Raw genomic sequence first — 24188 nt, 5'->3', positions numbered from 1 at the left:
TGGTATGTTTATATATGAAAATAATGGGTAAATATAATGTATCGGGAGGGGTCTATTTTGATCATCATTTTATATTTAAGTGTAGCACTAATAGCAATTGCTTTTTTAATATTAGTCATATACTTATCAACAACACTACGTTCCTTGAAAAATACACTTGATAATGTGGCTGGAACCTTAACTGGCTTAGAAAAACAAATGGAAGGTATAACAACTGAGACAACTGTACTTTTACATAAGACAAATGCATTAGCAGATGATATCCACCAGAAAACTCAAAAACTAAACACAATCGTTGATGCTGTGCGTGATGTAGGAACGTCTATCCAAAGGTTTAATGGTTCCATCCAAAGAGTGTCAGAATCGGTTGATGTACAGGTAGAAAAAAATCAAGAAAAGGTTAGTCAAGTTATCCAATGGAGTAATGTGATAATAGATATCTGGGATAAGTGGAAGAATAAAAAAGAAAAAGAAACGAAAGATGTTTGGCGTCAAAAGGATACTTAAAAATTAAGGTTTAATTAACATAACATTTAAATTGGAGGGTTCATTTATGGGTAAAAAAGATAATAATTTCTTTATAGGGACGTTGATTGGAGGACTAGTTGGAGCAGCAACAGCTCTCTTTCTTGCTCCAAAATCCGGTAGAGACCTACGCAATGATTTAAATACACAGGCTTCAGTTGTAAAGGGAAAAACAGAACGTTGGAGAGAAGAAGCCGCCCAGAGAGGTTCGGAGCTTGCAAGTGTAGCAAAAGAAAAATCAACAAACTTTTCACAAACTGTGTCTGAACAATCAAGCCAAATTATGACCAAGGTAAAAGACTTAGGTAATGTAAAAACTCAACAGCATGATCAAGGAAAAAGTGAGAGCCATCCAAAAAATGACGACTCTCTTCAAGACGTAATTGATGAAGTCATTTCTACAGATTCTCTTGATTCAATTAACCAGACAGAGGAAATTCAACAAAAATTAGAAGAAGCACAAAAGGCTTTTGAAGAGATTGAAAATAGAAATAATTAAAAAGGTGGCGGTTTTTTACTTGTCATTGGCCTAAACAGGAAATTTGAAGATTTAGTAGTGAAATGATACGATTATTTCATTATTATATTCTTTAGGAGTGGTAAGGAAATGAAACAGCTAGAATCTGTTGAACAATTTAACGAGGTATTTGAAGCAAATGAAAAATTATTATTATTAAAGCACAGTAATACCTGTCCGATAAGCCAAGCCGGATACGAGGAATTTGAAAAATTTGTTGAAGCTCATACAGATGTACAGGCCTATTATTTAGTGGTGCAAGATTCAAGGTCTTTATCAAATTATGTAGCGGAAACATACCATGTTAAACACGAATCGCCACAGGTCGTTCTATTTAAAAATAAAGATGTAGCATGGCATACATCTCATTGGAAAATTACATATGAAACATTAACAAAAGAAGTTGTTGGTTAATGTTTAAAAGAAAAGACAGGGTTATTACTATTTTTTGTAAGTGAAGGTAAAAGTTATCAGGCCTTTAAAACTAAAGCTGACTATAAATAGTCAGCTTTATTAAGGTGCTCCGTATTTTTAAAAAAATAAGAAACCAATAAGGCTACCCTTCTCGTAGCCACCATCTACAATGAAAAATTTATTTCATTTATTGAATATTGTAGTTTTATTTTGGAAATGCTATTATATTTTTTTGTGTTAAAAAAGTGGTATTTTCATTCAAAAGTATAAAAATTTGTACTTAGCCTTAGTGTTTAGCTCCGGGCACCCTGCGATTTTCTTATTAAAATGAATCCGCAGGCCAAATTATTCTTAGTTGATCACCAGCTGTTAAACGTTCATGAAAGCTTACCTCTTTATTGTTTTTTTCAAGAATAAAGCGTCCCTTTGATGTGACTGGTAAAGTTATTTCAACATGGCGAAAAAGGTCTTGAAAAATGAAGGGTTCGATTTTTTTACTAATGATTTGTAGTCGATCATTCGTGCTTAGTACATCATCCTCATGTAAAAGTTGACCGTTCCGGTATATCTCATTCACTGTTTTTTGTAATACGATCTTCTCACCATTGAAGAAAACAGGGAGCTTTTCAAAAAGCTTCAAGTCTTTGATGTCAGCCAGTTTTTCAATCGTGGGATGTATCACTTCCCCAAGCGTAAATGAGTCGCCATCGGAGAAGGATGCACTAATCGTAGTTTCGCGACCATTCTTAAATAACTTTCTAGTAAACTCAGGAATATTAACTTTCGCATCATTCAACGCAACATTAAAGCTAGATAACGTTTTTAGTAGATTTACTAACCCTAAGGATGTAAATGCTTGTTCGGCGGTTTCGGGATATTTATAAGTAAGTACATCATGGTCTTTAACTATATGTTCTTCTGTGGCCACAACACTATTTTGTAAGATAGCGGCCTTTATTACGTAGGATGTACCATTAATAACAATACGTTTTAAAGGGATTTCATCAATTAAATCCTTAACCTTTGCGTGACTTTGAGATCCGTCAGTTCCTCTTTCGACTGTAATTTGGTCACCGTTTCCAATCTCATCATCCAATGAACACGGCTCGTCATTTTTAAGCAAAATTGGTGGGTTTCCATGTCTTCCCGGAATGGTTATATTTTGTCCGTTCACTGTGACGATCATTGCCATTCCCGGTTTTCCGTATAGCTTGTTCATTTTTATACCAGATGCAAGTAGACAATCACCAATTGTCAGCTGCTTCATATCAAACAATCTAACCGGCTTTTTGTTAACATATACGCTTATATATTGAACTGGACTTTGTTCAGATGCAATTGCGATGCCAATGGGAGTAACAAGCTCAGGCCCTTTGGTAATATCGTCAGACATAACTACATTTTGAATTGCGTCAATTCCCCGAATCGCAACACGGTTATCTGGTAAATTCAACATATGGGCAAGTCGTTTGGGAAGTTCAGGCGTAAGGCTTCCTCCGCCAACAAGCATCACCGCTTTGGGAGACCTATTCCCATTTAGAGAAAGGATTTCATTCGATATCGAAGAGGCTAGTTTATCTATGGTTGTACCAATCTGTTCAATAATTTCTTTTTTTGGTATTTCTGTCTCAAACCCTAGTATATCAGTTACTGTAATTGATTCGTTGTCGTTAAGTTCTCGTTTCGCTTTTTCTGCAAGAGGGAAATCGAGAAGTAATTGATCACTAATTGCTTCTGTAATTTCATCACCAGCAACAGGTACCATCCCGTAGGAAACGATTGTTCCTAGGTCAGTAATCGCAATATCTGATGTTCCGGCACCAATATCGACTAAGGCGACATTAAGCCTACGCATCGTTGGTGGAATGAGGACGTTTATTGCTGCGATAGGTTCGAGTGTTAGAGCATCCATTTCTAAACCAGCTCTAGTTAATGCTGACATGAGGGATTCTACGACAACCTTAGGCAGAAAAGTGGCAATAACTTCAACGGAAGCCTGATCACCTTGCTGATCAATTAGGTTGCCAATGTCCTGCTGGTCTAACAGATAGCGTATAACAGAGTAGCCAACACAATAATAGTGATGGTTATTTTCGTTGTTCTGTTTATTTGCTAGGGATATTTGTGCTTGCTGTACAGCGCTTAATTCAAGGTGGAGTATGTCTTGCTTTTGCATAAATATTTTTCCAGAGATATCAATCGATAAATTAGCTTTCTCTGTCTTTAAAGCACGTCCTGCTGCTGCCACACACACTTTAGTCAAATGTCCATGTCTAGTTTCCAAATCATTCTTTATAGCTAAAATAACATTTGAAACAGCAAGTACATCATGTATTTGGCCATCTATCATCGAACGTTCAGAATGTTCCTTTATAACGATATCATTGATATGATACTGACCATCTACTTTATTTAAGATAATCCCAACTACCGAACGGGTACCAATATCCAAAGCGAAAATTGTTGTTGCTTCTCTCAAGTGTTTACACCTTCTTTTATTAATGGGCACATGTCACTTTATCGCTTAAAAGCGTTTATTTAATAAAGTTTTTTAGTGACATTACTTTTCATATCGTATATAATAAACCCTAATTACTAGAAATGTACCATATTTTCTTAAATATATAAAGCAAACTAGGTCGAGTGTCGAGCCTAAGGGCGAAGACAGAGGTTTAGTTGCACTTATGCGGATAGAATTTTATGGATATAAATTCTAATTAGCTAAAGAAAACTTGGTTATATTAAAAGGCAAAGCCTCTTGGCGGAAACGAAAGAATAACGGGAATAGAAAGGGATGTTAGTAGATGAGTAATTCGGAATTAGATGTTTTACGAGAACGAGTAGATGAATTGAACTTACAATTATTACAGATTATTAATGAACGCGCAAAACTAGTACAAGAGATTGGAAAAGCTAAGGAGTCTCAAGGTGTAAACAGATATGATCCTGTTCGTGAACGTAAAATGCTCGATGCGATTATCGAAAATAATGATGGACCATTTGAAAAATCAACACTTCAACACATTTTTAAAGAAATTTTTAAAGCAGGATTAGAGCTGCAAAAGGATGATCACCGTAAAGCGTTGTTAGTATCAAGGAAGAAAAAGCCAGAAGATACAATTGTGGATCTTAAAGGTGAAAAAATTGGTGATGGGAATCCTCACTTCATTATTGGACCTTGTGCAGTTGAAAGTTATGAGCAAGTTGCAGCGGTTGCTAAAGTGGCAAAAGGCTATGGATTAAAGCTATTACGTGGAGGAGCTTATAAACCAAGAACATCTCCATATGATTTCCAGGGACTAGGTCTTGAAGGATTGAAAATTTTAAAAAGAGTAGCTGATGAATATGATATGGCTGTTATTAGTGAAATAGTTAATCCTGCAGATATTGAAAAAGCAATAGAGTACATTGATGTGATTCAAATTGGAGCTCGTAATATGCAAAACTTTGAATTACTTAAGGCCGCAGGTCAAGTAAATAAACCTGTTCTACTAAAACGTGGAATATCAGCAACTATTGAAGAATTTATTAATGCAGCAGAGTATATTATTTCTCAAGGTAATGGACAAATTATTCTTTGTGAAAGAGGAATTCGTACCTACGAAAGAGCAACAAGAAACACATTAGATATTTCAGCTGTACCAATTTTGAAACAAGAAACACATCTACCAGTGCTTGTTGATGTAACCCATTCGACTGGACGCAGAGATTTATTACTACCTGCTGCAAAAGCTGCGCTTGCAATTGGAGCTGATGGAGTAATGGCGGAGGTTCATCCAGATCCAGCTGTAGCGCTTTCTGACTCAGCACAGCAAATGGATTTTGAGCAGTTCCATGATTTCATTACTCAATTAAAGGCTCATAGTGCTGTAAGAATATAAATGAAATGAAAGCCTCCTGTACTTTTACAGGAGGCTTTTCAATACATAAATTTTTCAAAAAATGGACACATTTTCTATTTTAAAATACAAAGACATTGCGGACTTACAGATAGTATCGTATGATAACTTACATAGTATTATTTCTTTTTAAATAAGAACTATCAAACAAAAATATAGCTTAATTATGAGAATATGTTGAAACTTTTATTTAAATCCATAAATAAACTCATACTAATAATATAGAAAGCTGTTTTCGTTGCAAAGGAGTGTAAACTAATGAATGTTACAATTTACGATGTAGCCAGAGAAGCAAATGTATCAATGGCAACCGTTTCACGTGTAGTTAATGGTAACCCAAATGTTAAACCGACGACTAGAAAAAAAGTCTTAGAGGCCATTGAGAGATTAGGCTATCGCCCAAATGCAGTTGCCCGTGGTCTAGCTAGCAAAAAAACAACAACTGTAGGTGTAATCATCCCTGATATTTCGAGTATATTTTATGCGGAGTTAGCTCGTGGTATTGAAGACATTGCAACAATGTACAAATACAATATCATTTTAAGCAACTCAGATCAAAACAAAGAAAAAGAATTTCACCTACTTAACACCATGCTTGGAAAACAAGTTGATGGAATTGTATTTATGAGTGGAAATATTACCGAAGAGCATGTACAAGAGTTTGAAAGATCGCCTGTTCCAATCGTACTAGCCGCCTCAATTGAAATGAACGATAAAATTCCATCGGTTGCAATCGATTATGAGCAAGCAACATATGATGCTATTGCGATGCTAATTGAAAAAGGTCATAAATCAATTGGTTATGTTTCAGGTCCAATGGTAGAACCAGTTAATGGAGTCAAAAAAATAGCAGGATACCGTAAGGCTTTAGAAGAGGCTAATCTTGAATATAACGCAGAACTAGTTGTCGAAGGTGATTATACATATGACTCTGGAATTGAGGCATATGAAAAAATGATAGAACAACAAAAAAAGCCAACTGCGATTTTTGTAGGTACAGACGAGATGGCATTAGGAGTCATTCATGGCGCACAAGACAGAGGAATCCTGATACCCGATCAACTCGAAGTTGTAGGATTTGATAATACAAGACTTGCGACGATGGTTCGGCCGACGTTAACGACTGTTCTTCAACCTATGTATGATATAGGTGCAGTTGCGATGAGATTACTGACTAAATATATGAATAAAGAAACCGTTCCAGACCACATTGTAACATTACCTCATCGCATTGAATACCGCAATTCTACTAAATAAATTGGCAAAGGCACATGATTTTCTTCATGTGCCTTTTAGATCATTTTGATTTATAGTAAATTTCGTTTGTTTTTATTCGCTCGAATAGGGTATAAAGCTCTTTCCACTGTTTGGGCATTCTTTTCTGTTATCTCTGGTTTTCTAGGAATAGGTGTGTAAATATCCTCTTTATCCATCCATTCACAAGGTAATGGAACAGGTGATTTGGATTGCCATTGCAGTGCCCATTCTTTTGGTAAATTCTTTGAGATATTCTTATTTTCAGTCATTTCAAGCCAAATCATAGCCCATGCACGCGGTACAACTCTCCAAATATCATAACCGCCACCACCAACGGCAATCCAGCGTCCCTCACAGTATAGGTGTGCTAGCTCATGTGCTAATTTTGGAATCTCACGATATATTTTCATAGTAGCTGATAAATGTGTAAGTGGATCATAATAATGTGAATCTGCACCGTTTTGTGTAAGAATGATATCCGGTTTAAAAAAATCAACAATCTCACGAAAAGCAGTAGAATACGATTCTAGCCATGAGTCATCCTCGGTAAAAGCATCAACTGGTATATTAAAGGAGTACCCATAACCAGTTCCTGCACCTCTTTCATTTACATTTCCAGTACCAGGAAATAAATAACGACCTGTTTCATGTATTGAAAAGGTACAAACATCTGGATCATCGTAAAATGCCCACTGTACCCCATCCCCATGATGGGCATCAGTATCAACATATAAAACGCGCAGGTTATACTTTTTTTGAATATATTTAATAGCGACTGCACTATCATTGTAAATACAGAATCCTGAGGCTTTTCCTCTGAAGCCGTGGTGTAGTCCGCCACCTAAACTTAGGGCATGTTTCCCCTTGCCTGAAAGGACATAATCAACTGCAGTTAAGGTTGCCCCAACTAAGAGCGCACTAGCTTCATGCATACCAGGGAAAATAGGTGTGTCTTCTGTACCTATTCCGTAATTCAACCCTACATCTTGTTGAAGCTTACCTGAGCCAGCAAGTTTAACTGCATTGATATATTTCGGGTCGTGGAAAAGCTCTAGTTCTTCATCTGTAGCCATTCTAGGTGCAATTATTTGTGAGTCATCTATTGCGTTCAATTTTTTTAGTAAATCATATGTTAGCTCGACTCGTATTTGGTTAAAAGGATGCGAGTCACTAAATTTATAATTTAAAAATTGATCCGAATAGACAAATATAGCTTGATTACTCATCATGATGATATCCCCGGTAGGTATGGCGATAATACTACATAGCCCTCATTTTTTAAATCAGTAATAAGTGCCGTCGGATTCATAGTTTGAACACGAAAGACAAGAATTTTGAACTTTTCATCCTTGTCAGGATATACTAGCACACTAGAGATATTAACATTTCGTTTACCAAAGATTGTAGCTACCTCAGACAGCACTCCAGCAATGTTTGCGACCTTAACCTCTATTTGCGATCCTGGTTGATTAGCACCTGTAAGTTGTACAAATGTGTGCAGTAAATCAGTCTCAGTTACAATCCCTACTAATTTTCCTCCGGTTGTAATGGGTAAGCAACCAATGTTATGCTCGTAAAATACTGCAGCTATTTCTTCTACAAAATCAAAAGGATGTCCTGTTATAACATTAGTAGTCATAATGGATTCAATTGGCTTTTCTAAATCTTCTTTATGTTCGCTGACATGGAATATTGAAGGGCTCGCATCTCGAATATCACGATCACTAATAATCCCTACAATAATTTGTTGATCATTAACAATAGGTAGGTGACGAATTTTATGTTCTTCGAGTAGTTTTATAGCAGTGATAATTGTATCGCTAGGAGTAAGCGTTTTTACGTTTTTTCTCATAATTTCTTCCACTATCATTATGATTCCCCCTTGATATTGAAGTCAGAACAATTAAGTAGGAGGCATAACAACAAACTAAATCTGACTTCTATTTTTTTAACGGATAACCTTCAGTGGGGTTCTTTCATCCCCACTGAGGGTTATTTAACTTATATAATGAAGCCGCCATCAGTTAAGTGCATAGACAAAAAAAGTCTAATACATAAAACGATTCATAAAACGAAGTCTGTCAAACCGTTGTACTGACTCACTATCAACTCGTTTTCCGATTTTAGCCATTAAACAATTTGCTGGATGAGAACTAATTTCAGGGTCATCTGTTGCATACCATTCAAGTCCACCAGCATTCATCATTTTCTCCATCACTTTGCGGTATTCCCAAACATTTAGTCCGGTTCCTTTTAAATCCCAATGCCAATAATATTCGGTTGTAATAATAATATAATCTTCCATTGCGTCATCCATCATTGATACTTTTAGTAGATTTTTTCCTACAGAATAACCTCTAAACTCTGGTATTACCTCTATGGCACCAAGTTCTATTAAGTCTTCCATTTTACCTTCTGACCATCTTTCCAAAGGATCAGGATAGAGATATGTAACATAACCTACAATCGTATGACGACTTCTTGCAATAAGTATTCTACCTTCAGGTAAATCGGCAATTTCAATTAAAGCTTTATGTTGTTGTTCGGGCGTGCGAAAAGCTACCAGATCCTTGTGAAATTCATAGCTAGCTAATTTATGGCCAGGAATTGGACCTTCAATAATTAGACTTCCATGTGGGGTTTTTATTTCTTTAGCATTATAAGTCTTTTTATGTTCCATCAAATCACCACCATATCGAATCACTTTAATACTATTATACATGAAATCGAGTGAATTAAAGCGTTTTCACAAAATATTACGTATATTCCTTTGCTAATACTTAATAAATATAATACTAGGTACAAACTTTCTTATCTTTTAAAAAAAGTGAACGGTAAAAAATGCTTTTATATAAAAATTTTAAAAATTGAGAAAAGGGATTTATTGTACTATAATAGAAGATATAAATAATAACTTCCAGGCAGTGTGGTTATCTGTAAAGTAACTATACTAGGCTATTACTGTTCATTTCTTTAGTAGGAAATTGAACACACTAGGGTAAGCGGATATATATTTACATAAGGGGGAGATTCAATATGAAGGTGGAAGCGCTACCAGTAATGCAAGGGGACTTTAACTTAAAAGATTACAATCAAACATATCAAAATCATGATTGGTCTGAGGTAGAAAAAAATTTTTCCTGGTCAGAAACCGGTAGAGTCAATATGGCATATGAAGCTATTGATAGACATGCAGAGGGGAATCGCAAGAATAAGATTGCATTATACTATCGTGACCCTTTGAATGAAGAAAAATATACATTTAAAGAAATGAAGGACTTATCTAATAAAGCGGGCAATGTATTAAAGCAGGTTGCAGATGTAGAAAAAGGCGATAGAGTGTTCATATTCATGCCTCGTTCACCCGAATTATACTTTGCTTTATTAGGAGCAATTAAACTAGGAGCAATTGTTGGACCTTTATTTGAAGCATTTATGCAAGGTGCTGTTAGAGATCGTTTGGAGGATAGTGAAGCAAAGGTTATTATTACTACTCCAGAGTTATTGGAAAGAATACCTGTTGATGAACTTCCAGCGCTAAAACATATAGTACTAGTTGGAGATAATGTGAAAGAAGAAGGTCCTTATATCGATTTTCGTAGTCATATGAAGCGTGCAAGTAAGCAACTACAAATTGAGTGGGTTGACCGTACCGATGGTTTAATCCTTCATTATACTTCAGGATCTACTGGAAAACCCAAAGGAGTCCTTCATGTTCATAATGCAATGATCCAACACTACCAAACGGCTAAATGGGTACTAGATTTAAAAGAAGATGATGTGTATTGGTGTACTGCAGATCCTGGTTGGGTAACAGGAACTTCTTACGGTATCTTTGGTCCATGGCTTGCAGGTGCATCCAATGTCATTCTTGGAGGACGATTTAAGCCTGACGCATGGTATCAAACAATTGAGGATTATGGTGTAACAGTTTGGTATAGTGCTCCAACAGCATTTCGTATGTTGATGGGAGCGGGAGATGAATCAGTAAAACAATTTGATCTCACATCCTTACGACATATTTTGAGTGTTGGAGAGCCTTTAAACCCTGAAGTAGTACGTTGGGGAGTGAAAGTATTTAATTTGCGAATCCATGATACTTGGTGGATGACAGAGACTGGTGCGCAATTAATTTGTAATTATCCTGCAATGGTAATTAAACCTGGTTCAATGGGCAAACCAATTCCTGGAGTAATTGCTGCAATCGTTGATGATCAAGGGAATGAGTTGCCACATAACCGTATGGGTAATTTAGCTATCAAAAAAGGCTGGCCTTCAATGATGCACACCATATGGAACAACGATGCAAAATATCAGTCCTATTTTATGCCAGGAGATTGGTATGTGTCTGGGGATTCTGCTTATATGGATGAAGATGGATATTTCTGGTTTCAAGGTCGTATCGATGATGTTATTATGACATCTGGTGAGCGTGTTGGACCATTTGAGGTTGAAAGTAAATTGGTTGAACACCCAGCAATTGCGGAGGCGGGTGTTATTGGAAAACCAGATCCAGTACGTGGAGAAATTATTAAAGCATTTGTGGCACTACGCGCTGGCTATACTGCAACGGATGAATTGAAAGAAGAAATTCGCAGTTTTGTAAAAAAGGGATTAGCTGCACACGCTGCACCACGTGAAATCGAATTCCGTGATAAGTTACCAAAAACTAGAAGTGGTAAAATTATGAGACGTGTTTTAAAGGCATGGGAGCTTGATTTGCCAACGGGTGACCTTTCTACAATGGAAGACTAATTATCAGTATAAAAACCAAGGTAAAATTCTAAAGGATTCACCTAACCCTCACAGTGGGAAATGAAAGAAAACCCTCACTGAATGATAAACGTTAAACTATATATCATTAGAAGATTTTAGAATGTATACCTTCAAAGATGAAACAATATAATAACAGCAAAAGCACTGTTAATGAATAGTGCTTTTGCTTATTATAGAGCAGAGAAAACCACCTGTTCTCACGGTAGCGGATTTACTTCAGAGGTGCAAACATTATAAAACACAAAGCAAAACGCGCTTGAATCCACAATATAATTCACAGTGTGTTTTTTATTGATTTATCAATATTTTGGGGAATCTTAATTGCATACCGTTTCCCTAATTCACATAGGAAATCACAGGGTATGAAATAATTATTGGAAGGTGTGTGAAGTTTTTGTAATTTAGTACGTGGATTATAATTGAGTAACCAGTGATATTTAAAATAAGTGGAGATTTTCCGGTTAGACAGCACGATAGAGCTCGGTTCGGGGTATATAAGCGGAGATTTTCCGATTAAGCAAAGCAAAGTTACCCATTTTTACGCTTTTTGAGTCAATAGTCGGAATTTTTCCGTCTATTTAAGCTATTTTCGGTGCTATTTCCTAATTAAGCGAAATTTCTCCGCTTATTTATCAAACTCGCATTAGCATCTAATGGACTTGTACAACTTACGGGTGGTTTCGTGAAAAAAAGGAAATTTTAAAAATAGCTTAGAGATATTTGCATCTCTAAGCCATTTTTACTGTGAATTATACTGTGAAGTTTATGTGATTTGCTATTTGATTCGGTCTGTGATTTACCGTTTTGCACCTCACAAGTAAACCCGTTATTCTCACGGGTGGTTTTTATTTAAAGATAAGAAAGTATAAAAATTTGTACCAAGTTTTAGTGTCTAACTCCGGTCGCCATCGACTCTATGTTATAAGCCTGTCTAGCTCCAGCGCCTAGAAACAAGGAGAAACTTCAACTCCTCCTACAGAAGCAAAGAACGCTTCTTTCGGCGGAGTCTTCGAAGCACACGATGTGCAAGTGTCGACAATGCCACAGGACGTGGCGTTCTTGTCGACCAGTTTTCTCGTTTCTGACCAAGGCGCTTACGCTTTTCGGGCAATCCGTCCGGAAGGTAAAGAACAACCTTCCAGCCGGCTCGTCTTATGCGTGTCGCCGATAGGCGGGCGCCTTGCGCGTTTCTTATCTCAAATATAGGGTGGTATCAATACAATTCTATTCATCCCAACGCCAGGTAAATCTATAATTTCACCGTCACCTGGTTCTTCTTGATTGTTATCATCATCATTACCATTACCTTCATCATCTTGACTATCATCTTCCTCAGATGGTGGTAATTCTACAGGTTCTTCAATATAGTTACCGTTTGTAATGATATCAGATTGTGCTGAAACGTTTCCGCTCACATCTACTGCGATAACATAATAGGCAGCGGAAGAGGGATTATTAATGGTATATTGTAATTCTTTAGTTGCAGGAATACTTGCTACTTGCGTAAAATCAGTAGAGAAATTATTGGCTCTGTAGATTCGATAACCTATAACATCGTTATGTTCATGTCTTTTCCAAGTAAGTTTACCTGAAGAAATTTGAACTCCTGTTACTTTTGTTGGTGCAGTGCCATTATCGGCTAGTTCTTCTTTTTCTGCTACAACTATATTCGACCATTGTTCTCTTTTTGGTAGCAAAGCATTAATAGCCGTCAAATCTTTTAAATCATTCTGTTCTAAGAATTCCTTTTTAATCATAATCCCTTCCTGCACAAACTCCAATGGAGCGGTTGCTGGAACGCGATAGGCCTTATCATCAACAACAAGATATTTGCCTCTTTCTAAATTGTCATCAACTTTTGTTGGAGCATATTTAGCATTAAAGATATCTTCTGCCACTAGGCCAGCTTCTTTACATAGGTCTGATGGTAGTAGGCCAGATAATGCACAATATTGCCGTTTAACAATCCCGCCAGGCATTTTAAATGTTTCACTTGGATCAACAAGCTCAGGGTTAACTTCATAAGCAACATTCATAAGCTTTGACCAAAGCAATAGGTTTCTTTGGGAATAAGAAAGTCCTTTGTAGTTCCCGAACATAGATTTTGGTGTATCATATCCAATCCAAGTACCAAACGTAATATTAGGATTTGTAGCGACAAACCAAGCATCACGGTAGTCCTGACCTGTACCAGTTTTACCAGCCCAATCAGAACTGAAATTTAAATATCTTTGAATTGAAGTTGCTGTACCACTACGAATAACATCTCTCATCATGTCAATTGTTAAATATGCTGTTTGTGTAGAAAATACGTCAACCGGCTTGGCTTCATGCTCATAAACGACTTCTCCATCGTTTGTAACGATTTTCTCAATCATGTATGCATCTACAAATTTGCCAGAGTTTCCAAACGTTGCGTACGCATTAACATTTTCTTCAACTGATACACCTAACGTCATCCCACCAAGTACCACAGCAGGAGCTCCTTCATCTTGACGGTGTAAGGTAGTATATCCCATTTTTTCTAGGAACGATAAAGGTCTTTGGTCAAGTATATCTATATATGTTTTAACTGCTGGTATATTACGAGACATCTTTAACGCATATCTGGCTGACATAAGTCCATCAAAGCCACCGCCATAGTTACTTGGTTCATAAGGTTCTGCTGATTGCTCCCATTTAAAAGGAACGTCTGCGAGTATTGAACCAGGCTGAAGTGTTCCGAGTTCAATAGCAGGTGCGTAGGCAAGCAATGGTTTCATCGTTGAGCCATTTGGACGTGGGCTTGTTGCATGGTTCGTTTGTTCTCTACTATAATCACGCCCACCTACGAAACTAATAATTTTACCTGTTTTGTTTTCAATAAGTACTGCACCAGCTTCAACTGGTTCTAAGACTTTTTCTTCTTCATTTGTATCTGGATTTCTCTTTACTTGTGGTTTATCAGGACCATAGTATTCGTATGTTTTAGCAACATCTTGCATTTTATCATAAATATCTTTATCAATAGTCGTATAAATTCGATAACCGTTTTGACGTAAATTTCGATCGGCAAGTGCTTTATAATAGCCATGTAATTCGTCATCACCTAGAAGATCTTCTTCTTCATAACCATCAGCTTGAGCTAGTTTAAATTTTAATATGTCTGTTGCTCGAATTTCAATCTCTCTGGTTAACCAAGGATATTCATCTGTTGGTGATGTTTTAAAAGGTGTTAAGTTAGCACGAATATCATACTTTAACGCTTCCTCGTACTCCTCTTGAGTAATGTATTTACCATCTAACATTCTCTTTAGTACGGTTTTCATCCGACTTAATCCAGGCTCTAAATCATTTTTAATCTCAGCTTTGTTATTAAAAGGTGTGTAGCCAAACGGACTTTGTGGTAAACCTGCAATGAAAGCAGACTGAGGAAGGTTTAGGTCTTTCGCATCTACCCCAAAGATTCCTTTAGCTGCTGTTTGAACACCAGCTATATTTCTACCTGATGAGTTCCGTCCAAAAGTTGCCATATTTAAGTAGGCTTCTAGAATTTCATCCTTTTTAAAGAATTTTTCCAGTCGAAGAGCTAGTAATATTTCCTTTGCTTTTCGATCAAATGAAACTTCATTGGTTAATATTTGGTTTTTAATTAATTGCTGTGTCAATGTACTACCACCAGTACGAGTGGCAGAATTTGTTACTTCTTGAAGAATCGCACGTAAAATCGCCTTAGGTACTACTCCATTATGTTCATAGAAATACTCATCTTCTGTTGCTATTACTGCGTTTTTTACATGCTCAGATATTTCATCTAACGTTATTTCTTCGCGGTCCAGATCAGAGCGAAGTTTACCTAAATAGACGCTGTTATCAAAGTAAATCTCGGTAGTTTCCTCATAATTGTATATATTCTTTTTCATCTCGTCATAGGGACGGATAGGTTCACTTTTGACTAATGATGCAAAATAACCTGCTCCAGCACCGCCCGCAAAGAACAGTCCAATAAGTCCAAAAATCATGAATAATAAAAATAAATTCCAGAACACACTATAAGTTATGTTTGCAGTCTTTCTTGCTTTTTTGTTTAGTAGGAAATTCTTTATGGCAAAAATCCTCTCAAGCCACTTCTCTTTTTTATGATTCATATATAATCAATCCCCCTAAAAATCCATGTTAATTATAGCATAAAACTTGTAAATTATTATATTTTTTTGTTTTTTTCCATTATTTAGTTTGACAAGAATAAGCTTTATATGTTAAAAACTAAACATAATATATTGTAAGCATTGATAGGATTTAGTAGTACATATCTCCCTGTTGCTAGAGAGCTGATGTTTGGTGAAAATCAGTACAAAGATCGTGTATGAATTACTCCCTTGAGCATCTTTTGTGAAGTTGTTGGAAAACATTTAGTCGTTAGGACAAGTTAGAAGACGATGGGTAGCAAAAGACGGTTTATCCGTTATCTTGTTTAAGCGAAGGACATATTTTTGTCTTTAAGTTGGGTGGTACCGCGATTAAAACTCGTCCCTTCATTTTGAAGAGACGAGTTTTTTGCTTTTCTGAAGGCTCTCTTCTGATAGATTATTGTTTTTTCATGTTAGAGAAACTTTTTCAGAAATAGGGAAGAAAAAAATAAACAGATCCTTTAAAAGCTACAATGTTTACGAATACAGTTGCTACTTTTTTAAATGGTAGTAATTAACACGAAAAAGGAGACTATAAATGGAGATATTACATGACCTTCAATTTAGGGGATTAATTAATCAATTAACAGATGAGGAAGGGTTACAAAAGTCATTAAATGAAGAACAAATAAAGCTGTACTGTGGCTTTGATCCAACTGCTGATAGTTTACATATTGGAAATTTAGCTGCTGTTCTAACATTAAGAAGATTTCAGCAGGCTGGTCATCAGCCGATCGCACTAGTTGGTGGGGCAACAGGTTTAATAGGCGATCCTAGTGGTAAGAAAAATGAACGTACACTAAACTCACAGGATGTCGTTGTAGGGTGGAGTGATAAAATTAAAGAGCAATTAACGCGTTTCTTAGATTTTGAGGCTAGTGAAAACCCAGCTGAAATAGCAAATAACTATGATTGGATAGGTAAGCTAGATGTTATTTCGTTTTTACGAGATGTGGGTAAAAACTTCGGGTTAAACTATATGCTAGCTAAAGATTCGGTAAAAACAAGAATTGACGAAGGTATCTCATATACTGAATTTACTTATATGATTTTACAGTCATATGATTTTCTGAAATTATATGAAACAGAAAACTGCAAACTTCAAATTGGTGGCAGTGATCAATGGGGAAATATTACGGCTGGGTTAGAGTTAATTAGAAAATCAAAGGAAAACGCAAAAGCATTTGGCTTAACTATACCTTTAGTAACAAAATCGGATGGTACAAAGTTTGGTAAAACAGAATCTGGCACAATCTGGTTAGACCGTGAGAAAACATCGCCATATGAATTTTATCAATTTTGGATTAATACAGATGACCGTGATGTTATTCAATATCTAAAATATTTCACATTCTTATCAAAAGCGGAAATTTTAAAACTAGAAGTAGAAATGCAGACTTCACCGGAAAAACGTGCAGCTCAAAAAGCGTTAGCGGAGGAATTAACAAAGCTTGTACATGGAGAAGAGTCACTTTTACAGGCTATAAAAATTTCAGAGGCATTGTTCAGTGGAAGTATCGGTAATTTGACAGCAGAGGAAATTATACAAGGCTTTAAGGACGTACCAACATATCAATTTGAAGGAGAAGCTGAGGTTAGTTTAGTTGATCTACTAGTAACCAGTAAAATTTCTCCATCCAAACGTCAGGCACGTGAAGATGTTTCAAATGGTGCAATCTATATTAATGGAGAACGAATCCAGAATGTAGAACACTTACTAACAAAAGAAGATCGAATTGAAGGTTTATTCACTGTTATACGTAGAGGGAAGAAGAAATATTTCTTAATTAAATACTAATATATTTTATGGACGTGCGTACATTCACGTTCTTTTTTTGATAGAAATCCAAGCCTTTATCTACAGATGATGAGAAGCTTATAACAACAAAAAAAGGATGGGGAAATTCCCATCCTTCATGTTATTAACGAGAGTAGAATTCAACGATAAGAGCTTCGTTAATTTCAGCTGGTAATTCAGAACGCTCAGGTAAGCGAGTGAACGTACCTTCTAATTTATCTGCGTCAAAAGTTAAATAATCTGGTACAAAGTTGTTTACTTCGATCGCTTCTTTAATGATGTCAAAGTTGCGTGACTTTTCACGAACAGTAATAGTTTGACCAGGTCTTACGCGGTATGAAGGGATGTCTACGCGACTACCATCAACTTGGATATGACCGTGGTTAACTAACTGACGTGCTTGGCGACGAGTACGTGCAAGACCAAGACGATAAACAAGGTTATCAAGACGTGAATCTAAAAGAATCATGAAGTTTTCACCATGCTTACCAGGCATTTTGCCAGCAGTGTCAAATAAGTTACGGAATTGACGCTCATTTACACCGTACATATGACGAAGTTTTTGCTTTTCTTGTAATTGTAAACCATACTCAGATAACTTTTTGCGTTGTGTTGGACCATGTTGTCCTGGAGCGAACGGACGCTTTTCTATTTCCTTACCTGTACCACTAAGAGATATACCAAGACGACGAGATAATTTCCAACTTGGACCTGTATAACGAGCCATGAATGACTCCTCCTTCAAATGTTTTTATTTTGCATAAAATAAAAACCAGACGTGACTATAACTACTATGATCATTTTATTTTCATGTATCCTCGCTCTAGCAGCAGAGAGTTACAAGATACACCTCAGAAATATGAGGAACAAAATGAATCATAATGCCAACCACATAGGCTGCAATATTTTACACAACGATTAGTATATGACTTTAATAAAATAAAGTCAAGTAATGTTCACAAAATAGCAGTAGAAAATTATGATATAGTATACTATATCATAAATATCATCTAGTTTATCATTTATAATATGTTGATAGTTCATATAAAAATAAAGTGCATATAGAAAAAGACATTTCTATTACAAATATACTTTTATTAGAGATAATTTAATTTAAAAAGTTTATAATATATTTGTCAGATTATTGTAAGGGAAATTGTGGGTGATGATATGGAGTTTTTAGAAAAGCAGCAATTGGCCAATCTTAAAAGTCAATTCTTTGATTTTTTAGTAGAGAATGATGAAGGTCAATTATTAAACATGATAGAACAATTATTACTATTTATTAAAATGGAGCTACAATTAGAAGAAGTTACCCTCTTTTTGTATAACGAATGGAAGCAATACTATTTTCCGGACGCTTCAACTAATGAGGCTATTAATAATAAGCCCGATAGCTATTTTATGACATCAGATGAAGTAAAGCGACTAGGTGAAAATCAATCATCACTAGACTTGGAAACACATACATTCTCTTTAATAACACAGTTGACCCACAATAATAAAGAAATCGGTCTATATCAATTTAAATATAAACAAACAGGGACGAGTAGTGCTTTATTAGTAGAAGTTGCAAAAGAATGCTCTAAACTCATTGAAAAAATAAATAAAATGACCAAAGTATTCAATGAAGGAAAACGCTATGAACAATTGTTTAATGTAACAGCCAAGTTCTACTCTTCTATGAATATGGATGACGTTCTTGGGGAAGTAATCTATACACTCCGAAAGGTATATCCTTCATTTACTTACTTTTTGTTATTATCACATGACAATCACAATAATCACGATCTACCAATCAAAGATTTTTTATATGATAATGATGAGAATCCAGCTGCTATGCAAGCATATGTTACTGGTGAAATACAATTCGAAGACTCAATAAAAGATAAGCGTTCCGCATTATACGCTCCTCTCAAAGGAAAACAGGGGGTTTATGGTGTATTACAAGTAATTGCACCGAGTACAGTCATTTTTCCTTATAGCGAAGTTCGTTTTATCGACCTACTAGCTAACACAGCAGGAAGCGCGCTAGAAAACGCAAAACTATATCAACAATCCAAAAGGTTAATTGCAGATCTTCAATTAATAAACGAAACATCACATCGATTAAACTCGAGTCTGCGTTTGACCGATACAATGAATTTTATGTCAGAACAAATTATCAAATCCTTTAATGCCCAAGAGGTCGGATTTATTTTGTTTTTAAATGATAAAATTGATGTTCTACCAGGAAGTACAACTTTTTTTCAAACAGAAAAAAGTAAACAATACATCGGTTATGCTAATGAAAAAATAAAGGATGAAAAAGATACACTGTTTATTGGAGACATCACAATCGAACCTTCTCTACAGCAAATGAAATACCATTCTTTGATGGCGGTGCCAATGGTTCAAAGTGGATTTATAAAGGGAGTAGCGATTGTGTTACATGAACTACCCTATCATTTTTCGTTTGAAACGTTCAAATTACTTCAGTCTTTAATTCATCATTCTACATTGGCATTTACTAATTCCATGCTTCGTGAAGAACTGGAAAAACTTGTAATAACAGATCATCTTACAAATTTATATTCGAGAAGCTACCTAGATGAAACAATTAATCTATCGATGGAAACGGATGCTTATGGGACATTTATTTTAATTGACTTGGACAACTTTAAATGCATAAATGACATGCATGGTCATCAGGTAGGAGACAAGGTCTTAATTCAGGTTGCTAACATTTTAAAAGAAAGCATCCGTGATAATGATATAGGTGCAAGGTGGGGTGGAGAAGAGCTTGCTATCTATCTACCAAAAGTGGAGCTTGATGCTGGTATTGCAATTGCGGAGCGAGTCGTTCAAAAAGTTGAACAATCTACTAGCCCTAAAATAACAATATCCTGCGGAATATCATATTGGAATGCGGAACGACAGGACACTGCTTTTAAATTATTTAAACGAGCAGATAAAGCATTATATATTGCAAAAGAAACTGGGAAAAACCGAGTAATTATTGAGGAAGTAGCAAAAGTTTAGTGGTAATTAAAAAATGCCTGGGCTGTTTGCCTAGGCATTTATTTGTTGTATAACGGATATATAAAATCATTGAACAGGACATGAATATGAATTGGGCAGTTATTTGAACATAGCCTTAAAAAACGTTGAAGTTAGTTTTCCAAAAGTTCAACAGTCCTGCAAAAAAAAGAAAACGCTTTCAAAACAAGTTGTTTTGTCATATTCTAAAAGAGGGAGTGAGTAAAAATTATGGGGAGATGAATGTGGATGGAGAATGAAACCAAAAAAATAGATACAGTTGTTATTCATGGTGGTTATGATTCAAAGGAGCATAAAGGTAGCTTAACACCCCCTCTTTACCAAACATCAACGTTTACATTTGAAACAGCAGAACAAGGCGAACGTCGTTTCGCAGGTAACGAGGAAGGCTTTATTTATTCGCGGCTTGGAAATCCGACTGTTAAAGCGCTTGAGACTAGGATTGCATTAATAGAAGGTGGAGAAGCGGGATTAGCTTTTGGTTCTGGGATGGCTGCGGTATCAGCTGTTTTACTTTCTCTAACAAAAACGGGAGATCATATCTTATGTTCTAAAGGACTTTATGGCTGTACATTTGGTTTGCTTCAATTAATAAAAGAGAAATATAACATTACCCATCATTATAGTGGCATGGAAACGGAAGCGGCTACCGAGGAACTAATTCGTCCTGAGACAAAAGCGATATACGTAGAAACACCTATCAATCCAACAATGTCACTTATTGATTTAGAAATGGTCGTAAATGTAGCGAAGAAGTATAATATTCCGGTCATTGTCGATAACACATTCTGCTCTCCATACTTACAACAGCCAATAAAGTTAGGGTGTGACATTGTTATTCACAGTGCTACAAAATACATTGGGGGTCATGGTGATGTTATTGCAGGGTTAGTTGTCGGAAAGCAGCATTTCATTAATGAGCTTGCCATGACAACAAGAAAGGATGTTGGAGGAATTATCTCTCCAATTGATGCTTGGCTCCTTTTAAGAGGGCTTAAAACATTACCAGTACGTATGGATCGGCACTGCTATAACGCCAAAAGAATTGCTGAATTATTGGAACAGCATGAATCTATCGATGGAATTTTCTATCCTGGCGATTCAAAGAATCCTCAGTATCATATTATGAAAAAACAAATGAGTCAGGCCGGGGGATTAATTTCCTTTACTATTAAAGGCACAAAAGAAAATGCACAAAGTGTAATCAATGAATTAAAACTAATAAAAATAGCGGTAAGCTTAGGTGATGCCGAAACATTAATACAGCACCCAGCGACAATGACACATGCAGTGGTCCCTGAAGATCAACGTCAGCAAATGGGCATTACTGATAACATGCTTCGACTTTCTGTAGGGCTAGAGGCATGGGAAGACATTTGGATGGATTTAAAGCAAGCATTGGATATATTAGCTAAGTGAAAACAAAAGAACCTTTCAACAAGAGAGGTTCTTTTGTTTTTACTGGAATATTATGTTAGGTAAGTAACTAATACTCTAACAAATTCTTCTAGATATTTTTGGTCAATTTCATCGAAACGATTTTTAGATGGACTATCAATATCAAGCACACCTATAACCTCACCATTTTTAATCATAGGAACAACAATTTCAGAAGCAGATGCCGCGTCACATGCGATGTGTCCAGGGAAAAGATGAACATCAGCTACTCTTTCTGTTTGGCCATTTTGTGCTGCTGTACCACAGACACCACGCCCAAATGGAATTCTTACACATGCCGGAAGCCCTTGAAATGGACCAAGTACAAGTTCGTTTTCTACAGTTAAGTAGAAGCCAACCCAGTTGATACCACGTAAAAATTGATTAAGCAAAGCAGAGGCATTTGCTAAGTTTGCAATAGTATTGTTTTCGTCCTCTATTAAAGAGGTGAGTTGTTTAATTACTAATTGATAGTTTTCTTCTTTTGTGCCTTTATATAGTTCGACGTTAAACATGATAATCCCCCATTCTTTTGAAAGAACTTACATCTATAATAGCAGAAAACGTAGATTTACGCATAATTTTGTCGAGCGAAAGATGAAGGATATGTACTACTACTAGAGAATTTTATTATATAGAAGTACTAGAGCTGAGGTGATTTTTTGAAAACAGAGACAAAACAAAAGGTAATAGACGCTGCCATATATTATTTTAATACAAAGGGTTTTGATGGTACATCAGTTAGAGAAATAGCCAAAAAGGCAAACGTAAATGTAGCTAATATTTCGTATTACTTTGAAAATAAGGGTGGGTTGTTAGAACATTTGTTAGCCACCTATTTCGAAGGCTATTTAAGTGTTTTAGAAAACAGGTACAATAACATGGATCTGAAATCAGCAACAGAATGTCTATTATTAGTTGTAAAAGACACGTTAATGTACCAAAAAGAAAACCGTCATCTTGCACGTTTTGTACATCGAGAATTAACACTGGATACTCTCTTAATAAGAGAGATCATGACCACTTATTTAGCAAAGGAAAAATATTACCTTAAATCCATTCTTGAAGCAGGAATTAGACAAAAGGAATTTAAAAAAATAGCAATACCACTTACGATCATTCAATTAAAGGGAATGCTTATTATGCCTTTTATGCATCCTCAATATATGTCTGAAGTGCTACATATAATGCCATATGAAGCATATTTTACAGAACAATATGGAAAAGAAATCGAAAGATGGATTAATGAGACGATATGTGAATCCTATCATTCTGTTCAAAAAACTGGAAGAACGATTGCCCTTCCAGTTTAAAATGTAGGTCTTGAGAGCGAGATAGTTTTATCAATATATTCAAATCCTTGTTCTAGATCCTTCACACTATGAGCGTCAGAGCCGTAGATGAGAGGGATTTTTTGTTTGGCCGCTTCATTTATGATCCAAGCTGAAGGGTATGTTTCACCACATAAAGGCTTTTTTATTCCAGCGCCATTATAGTCTATTTGAAGGTTATTCTTCTTGATATCAGCTAAAGCACTTAAAATTTCATTTTTAAAGCTGCGTGAACAAGGAAAGCGCTTTTGAAACTTGTGTACTAAAGTCATATGACCAATTCTCTTTGGTTTATAGAGCCCAAGATCAGCATTAATTGATTTAATAAGTGTATCAAAATATTTTTCATAGATTGCATTAGTAGAACCAAAGATGTCAACCATCTCGCCAAAATGCTCTGGGCTAAAGTCTAAGCAGTAGTACTTATCTTCTCGTTTTAGGAAATGTACAGATAATATGGTGTCGTCTAAAAGGGCACCATATCGTGTTAAGAATGTCTTTGTTTCACTTTCATACCCCTCAATATAATCAATCTCAAGTCCAATGTTTATCTTTATTTTTGAAGCATAGTCTTTTTTGAATTTTTCTAGAATAGAAAAATACTCTAGTAATCGAGTAGAATCCATACCGCTATCTTTATCAGGTGTGGGATCAATAAAGTTTTCTGGCAATGGAGCATGCTCAGTAAACGATATTTCATCAAATCCGCGACTAATTGCTTCGCTAATATATTCTTCAAATAAATCACTAGTCCCATGTGGACAAAATGGTGTATGGATATGTCCGTCAGTCTTCATAAAGCAGCTACCTTTCAAAGGAAATGAAAATCTGTAAAAATTTTAAAAAATTTGGTCAAAAATTGTCGTTTACATGGTATCATAAAAACATTGAAAAAACATCTATCTGAGGATTTAAAAGTAATGTTACATCATAGCATTGAAATGAATAGGTTGATAAATGTCGAATTTTTAATTAAATAATACGTTTATTATAAAAATATGAGGTTAAAAGAGCAAATACACCTTC

Annotated in this window: 18 protein-coding genes and 1 other annotated feature; of the genes, 10 read left to right on the top strand and 8 right to left on the bottom strand. The window is 35.8% G+C overall.

Going from position 1 to position 24188, the window contains the following annotated elements:
• The first annotated feature begins 57 nt into the window (after nucleotides 1-57).
• The 3 genes from PY093_RS06980 to ytxJ all read left to right on the top strand — a co-directional run bounded on the left by PY093_RS06980 (nucleotide 58) and on the right by ytxJ (nucleotide 1456).
• A complete protein-coding gene (locus PY093_RS06980; RefSeq protein ID WP_275645166.1) occupies nucleotides 58-507 on the top strand; it encodes a DUF948 domain-containing protein in 450 nt (149 codons plus the stop codon).
• Nucleotides 508-553: 46 nt separating this feature from the next.
• Nucleotides 554-1024, top strand: coding sequence for a YtxH domain-containing protein (locus PY093_RS06975; protein WP_275645165.1), 471 nt, complete (start codon nucleotides 554-556; stop codon nucleotides 1022-1024).
• 108 nt (nucleotides 1025-1132) lie between these two features.
• Complete coding sequence (ytxJ, locus tag PY093_RS06970) at nucleotides 1133-1456, top strand: bacillithiol system redox-active protein YtxJ (protein WP_275645164.1); 324 nt, start codon at nucleotides 1133-1135, stop codon at nucleotides 1454-1456.
• Nucleotides 1457-1778: 322 nt separating this feature from the next.
• Here ytxJ and PY093_RS06965 read toward each other — a convergent pair whose 3' ends face one another.
• Entirely contained in the window at nucleotides 1779-3935 is a 2157-nt protein-coding gene (locus tag PY093_RS06965; protein WP_275645163.1) for a cell division protein FtsA, read from the bottom strand.
• 325 nt (nucleotides 3936-4260) lie between these two features.
• Between PY093_RS06965 and PY093_RS06960 the strand changes: the two genes are divergently transcribed.
• Nucleotides 4261-5337 (top strand): bifunctional 3-deoxy-7-phosphoheptulonate synthase/chorismate mutase, encoded by a 1077-nt coding sequence (locus tag PY093_RS06960; protein WP_275645162.1) that lies wholly within the window; start codon nucleotides 4261-4263, stop codon nucleotides 5335-5337.
• 276 nt (nucleotides 5338-5613) lie between these two features.
• Nucleotides 5614-6612, top strand: a complete 999-nt coding sequence (gene ccpA, locus PY093_RS06955) for a catabolite control protein A (protein WP_275645161.1) — start codon at nucleotides 5614-5616, stop codon at nucleotides 6610-6612.
• 50 nt (nucleotides 6613-6662) lie between these two features.
• Here the strand turns inward: ccpA and PY093_RS06950 are convergent, their stop codons facing one another.
• The 3 genes from PY093_RS06950 to PY093_RS06940 all read right to left on the bottom strand — a co-directional run bounded on the left by PY093_RS06950 (nucleotide 6663) and on the right by PY093_RS06940 (nucleotide 9292).
• Nucleotides 6663-7838: an acetoin utilization protein AcuC gene (locus PY093_RS06950; RefSeq protein WP_275645259.1), complete on the bottom strand. Its 1176-nt coding sequence runs from the start codon at nucleotides 7836-7838 to the stop codon at nucleotides 6663-6665.
• Nucleotides 7838-8482 (bottom strand): acetoin utilization AcuB family protein, encoded by a 645-nt coding sequence (locus PY093_RS06945; RefSeq protein ID WP_275645160.1) that lies wholly within the window; start codon nucleotides 8480-8482, stop codon nucleotides 7838-7840. Before PY093_RS06945 ends, PY093_RS06950 begins: the two co-directional genes overlap by 1 nt.
• Nucleotides 8483-8659: 177 nt before the next feature.
• On the bottom strand, nucleotides 8660-9292 hold the full coding sequence (locus tag PY093_RS06940; protein ID WP_275645159.1) for a GNAT family N-acetyltransferase: 633 nt from the start codon (nucleotides 9290-9292) through the stop codon (nucleotides 8660-8662).
• 356 nt (nucleotides 9293-9648) lie between these two features.
• Between PY093_RS06940 and acsA the strand changes: the two genes are divergently transcribed.
• Nucleotides 9649-11367 carry an acetate--CoA ligase gene (acsA, locus tag PY093_RS06935; protein ID WP_275645158.1) on the top strand — a complete coding sequence of 573 codons (1719 nt, stop codon included), beginning with the start codon at nucleotides 9649-9651 and terminating at the stop codon, nucleotides 11365-11367.
• Nucleotides 11368-12584: 1217 nt separating this feature from the next.
• On the opposite strand, the gene PY093_RS06930 is transcribed toward acsA, so the two are convergent.
• A complete protein-coding gene (locus PY093_RS06930) occupies nucleotides 12585-15515 on the bottom strand; it encodes a transglycosylase domain-containing protein (RefSeq protein WP_275645157.1) in 2931 nt (976 codons plus the stop codon).
• Between the two features lie 132 nt (nucleotides 15516-15647).
• Nucleotides 15648-15905: a binding site (T-box leader), on the top strand.
• Between the two features lie 190 nt (nucleotides 15906-16095).
• Here PY093_RS06930 and tyrS point away from each other — a divergent pair.
• Nucleotides 16096-17355: a tyrosine--tRNA ligase gene (gene tyrS / locus PY093_RS06925; RefSeq protein ID WP_275645156.1), complete on the top strand. Its 1260-nt coding sequence runs from the start codon at nucleotides 16096-16098 to the stop codon at nucleotides 17353-17355.
• Between the two features lie 124 nt (nucleotides 17356-17479).
• Here the strand turns inward: tyrS and rpsD are convergent, their stop codons facing one another.
• Nucleotides 17480-18082, bottom strand: coding sequence for a 30S ribosomal protein S4 (gene rpsD / locus PY093_RS06920; protein ID WP_275645155.1), 603 nt, complete (start codon nucleotides 18080-18082; stop codon nucleotides 17480-17482).
• Nucleotides 18083-18525: 443 nt separating this feature from the next.
• Here rpsD and PY093_RS06915 point away from each other — a divergent pair, with 443 nt between their 5' ends.
• Entirely contained in the window at nucleotides 18526-20376 is a 1851-nt protein-coding gene (locus PY093_RS06915; protein ID WP_275645154.1) for a sensor domain-containing diguanylate cyclase, read from the top strand.
• Between the two features lie 246 nt (nucleotides 20377-20622).
• Nucleotides 20623-21813, top strand: coding sequence for a methionine gamma-lyase (megL, locus tag PY093_RS06910; RefSeq protein ID WP_275645153.1), 1191 nt, complete (start codon nucleotides 20623-20625; stop codon nucleotides 21811-21813).
• A 50-nt stretch (nucleotides 21814-21863) separates the two neighbouring features.
• On the opposite strand, the gene PY093_RS06905 is transcribed toward megL, so the two are convergent.
• Nucleotides 21864-22346, bottom strand: a complete 483-nt coding sequence (locus PY093_RS06905) for a GAF domain-containing protein (protein ID WP_275645152.1) — start codon at nucleotides 22344-22346, stop codon at nucleotides 21864-21866.
• A 147-nt stretch (nucleotides 22347-22493) separates the two neighbouring features.
• On the opposite strand from PY093_RS06905, the gene refZ reads away from it, so the two are divergent.
• The gene (refZ, locus tag PY093_RS06900; protein WP_275645151.1) at nucleotides 22494-23144 is read left to right on the top strand and encodes a forespore capture DNA-binding protein RefZ; all 651 of its coding nucleotides are present in this window, start codon (nucleotides 22494-22496) and stop codon (nucleotides 23142-23144) included.
• On the opposite strand, the gene hisJ is transcribed toward refZ, so the two are convergent.
• A complete protein-coding gene (gene hisJ, locus PY093_RS06895) occupies nucleotides 23141-23959 on the bottom strand; it encodes a histidinol-phosphatase HisJ (protein WP_275645150.1) in 819 nt (272 codons plus the stop codon). The genes refZ and hisJ overlap by 4 nt on opposite strands.
• Nucleotides 23960-24188: the final 229 nt, after the last annotated feature.

Source organism: Cytobacillus sp. S13-E01, from assembly GCF_029193815.1.
Taxonomy (GTDB): Bacteria; Bacillota; Bacilli; order Bacillales; family Bacillaceae_L; genus Bacillus_BV.
This window is presented reverse-complemented; position numbering and strand designations above follow the sequence as displayed.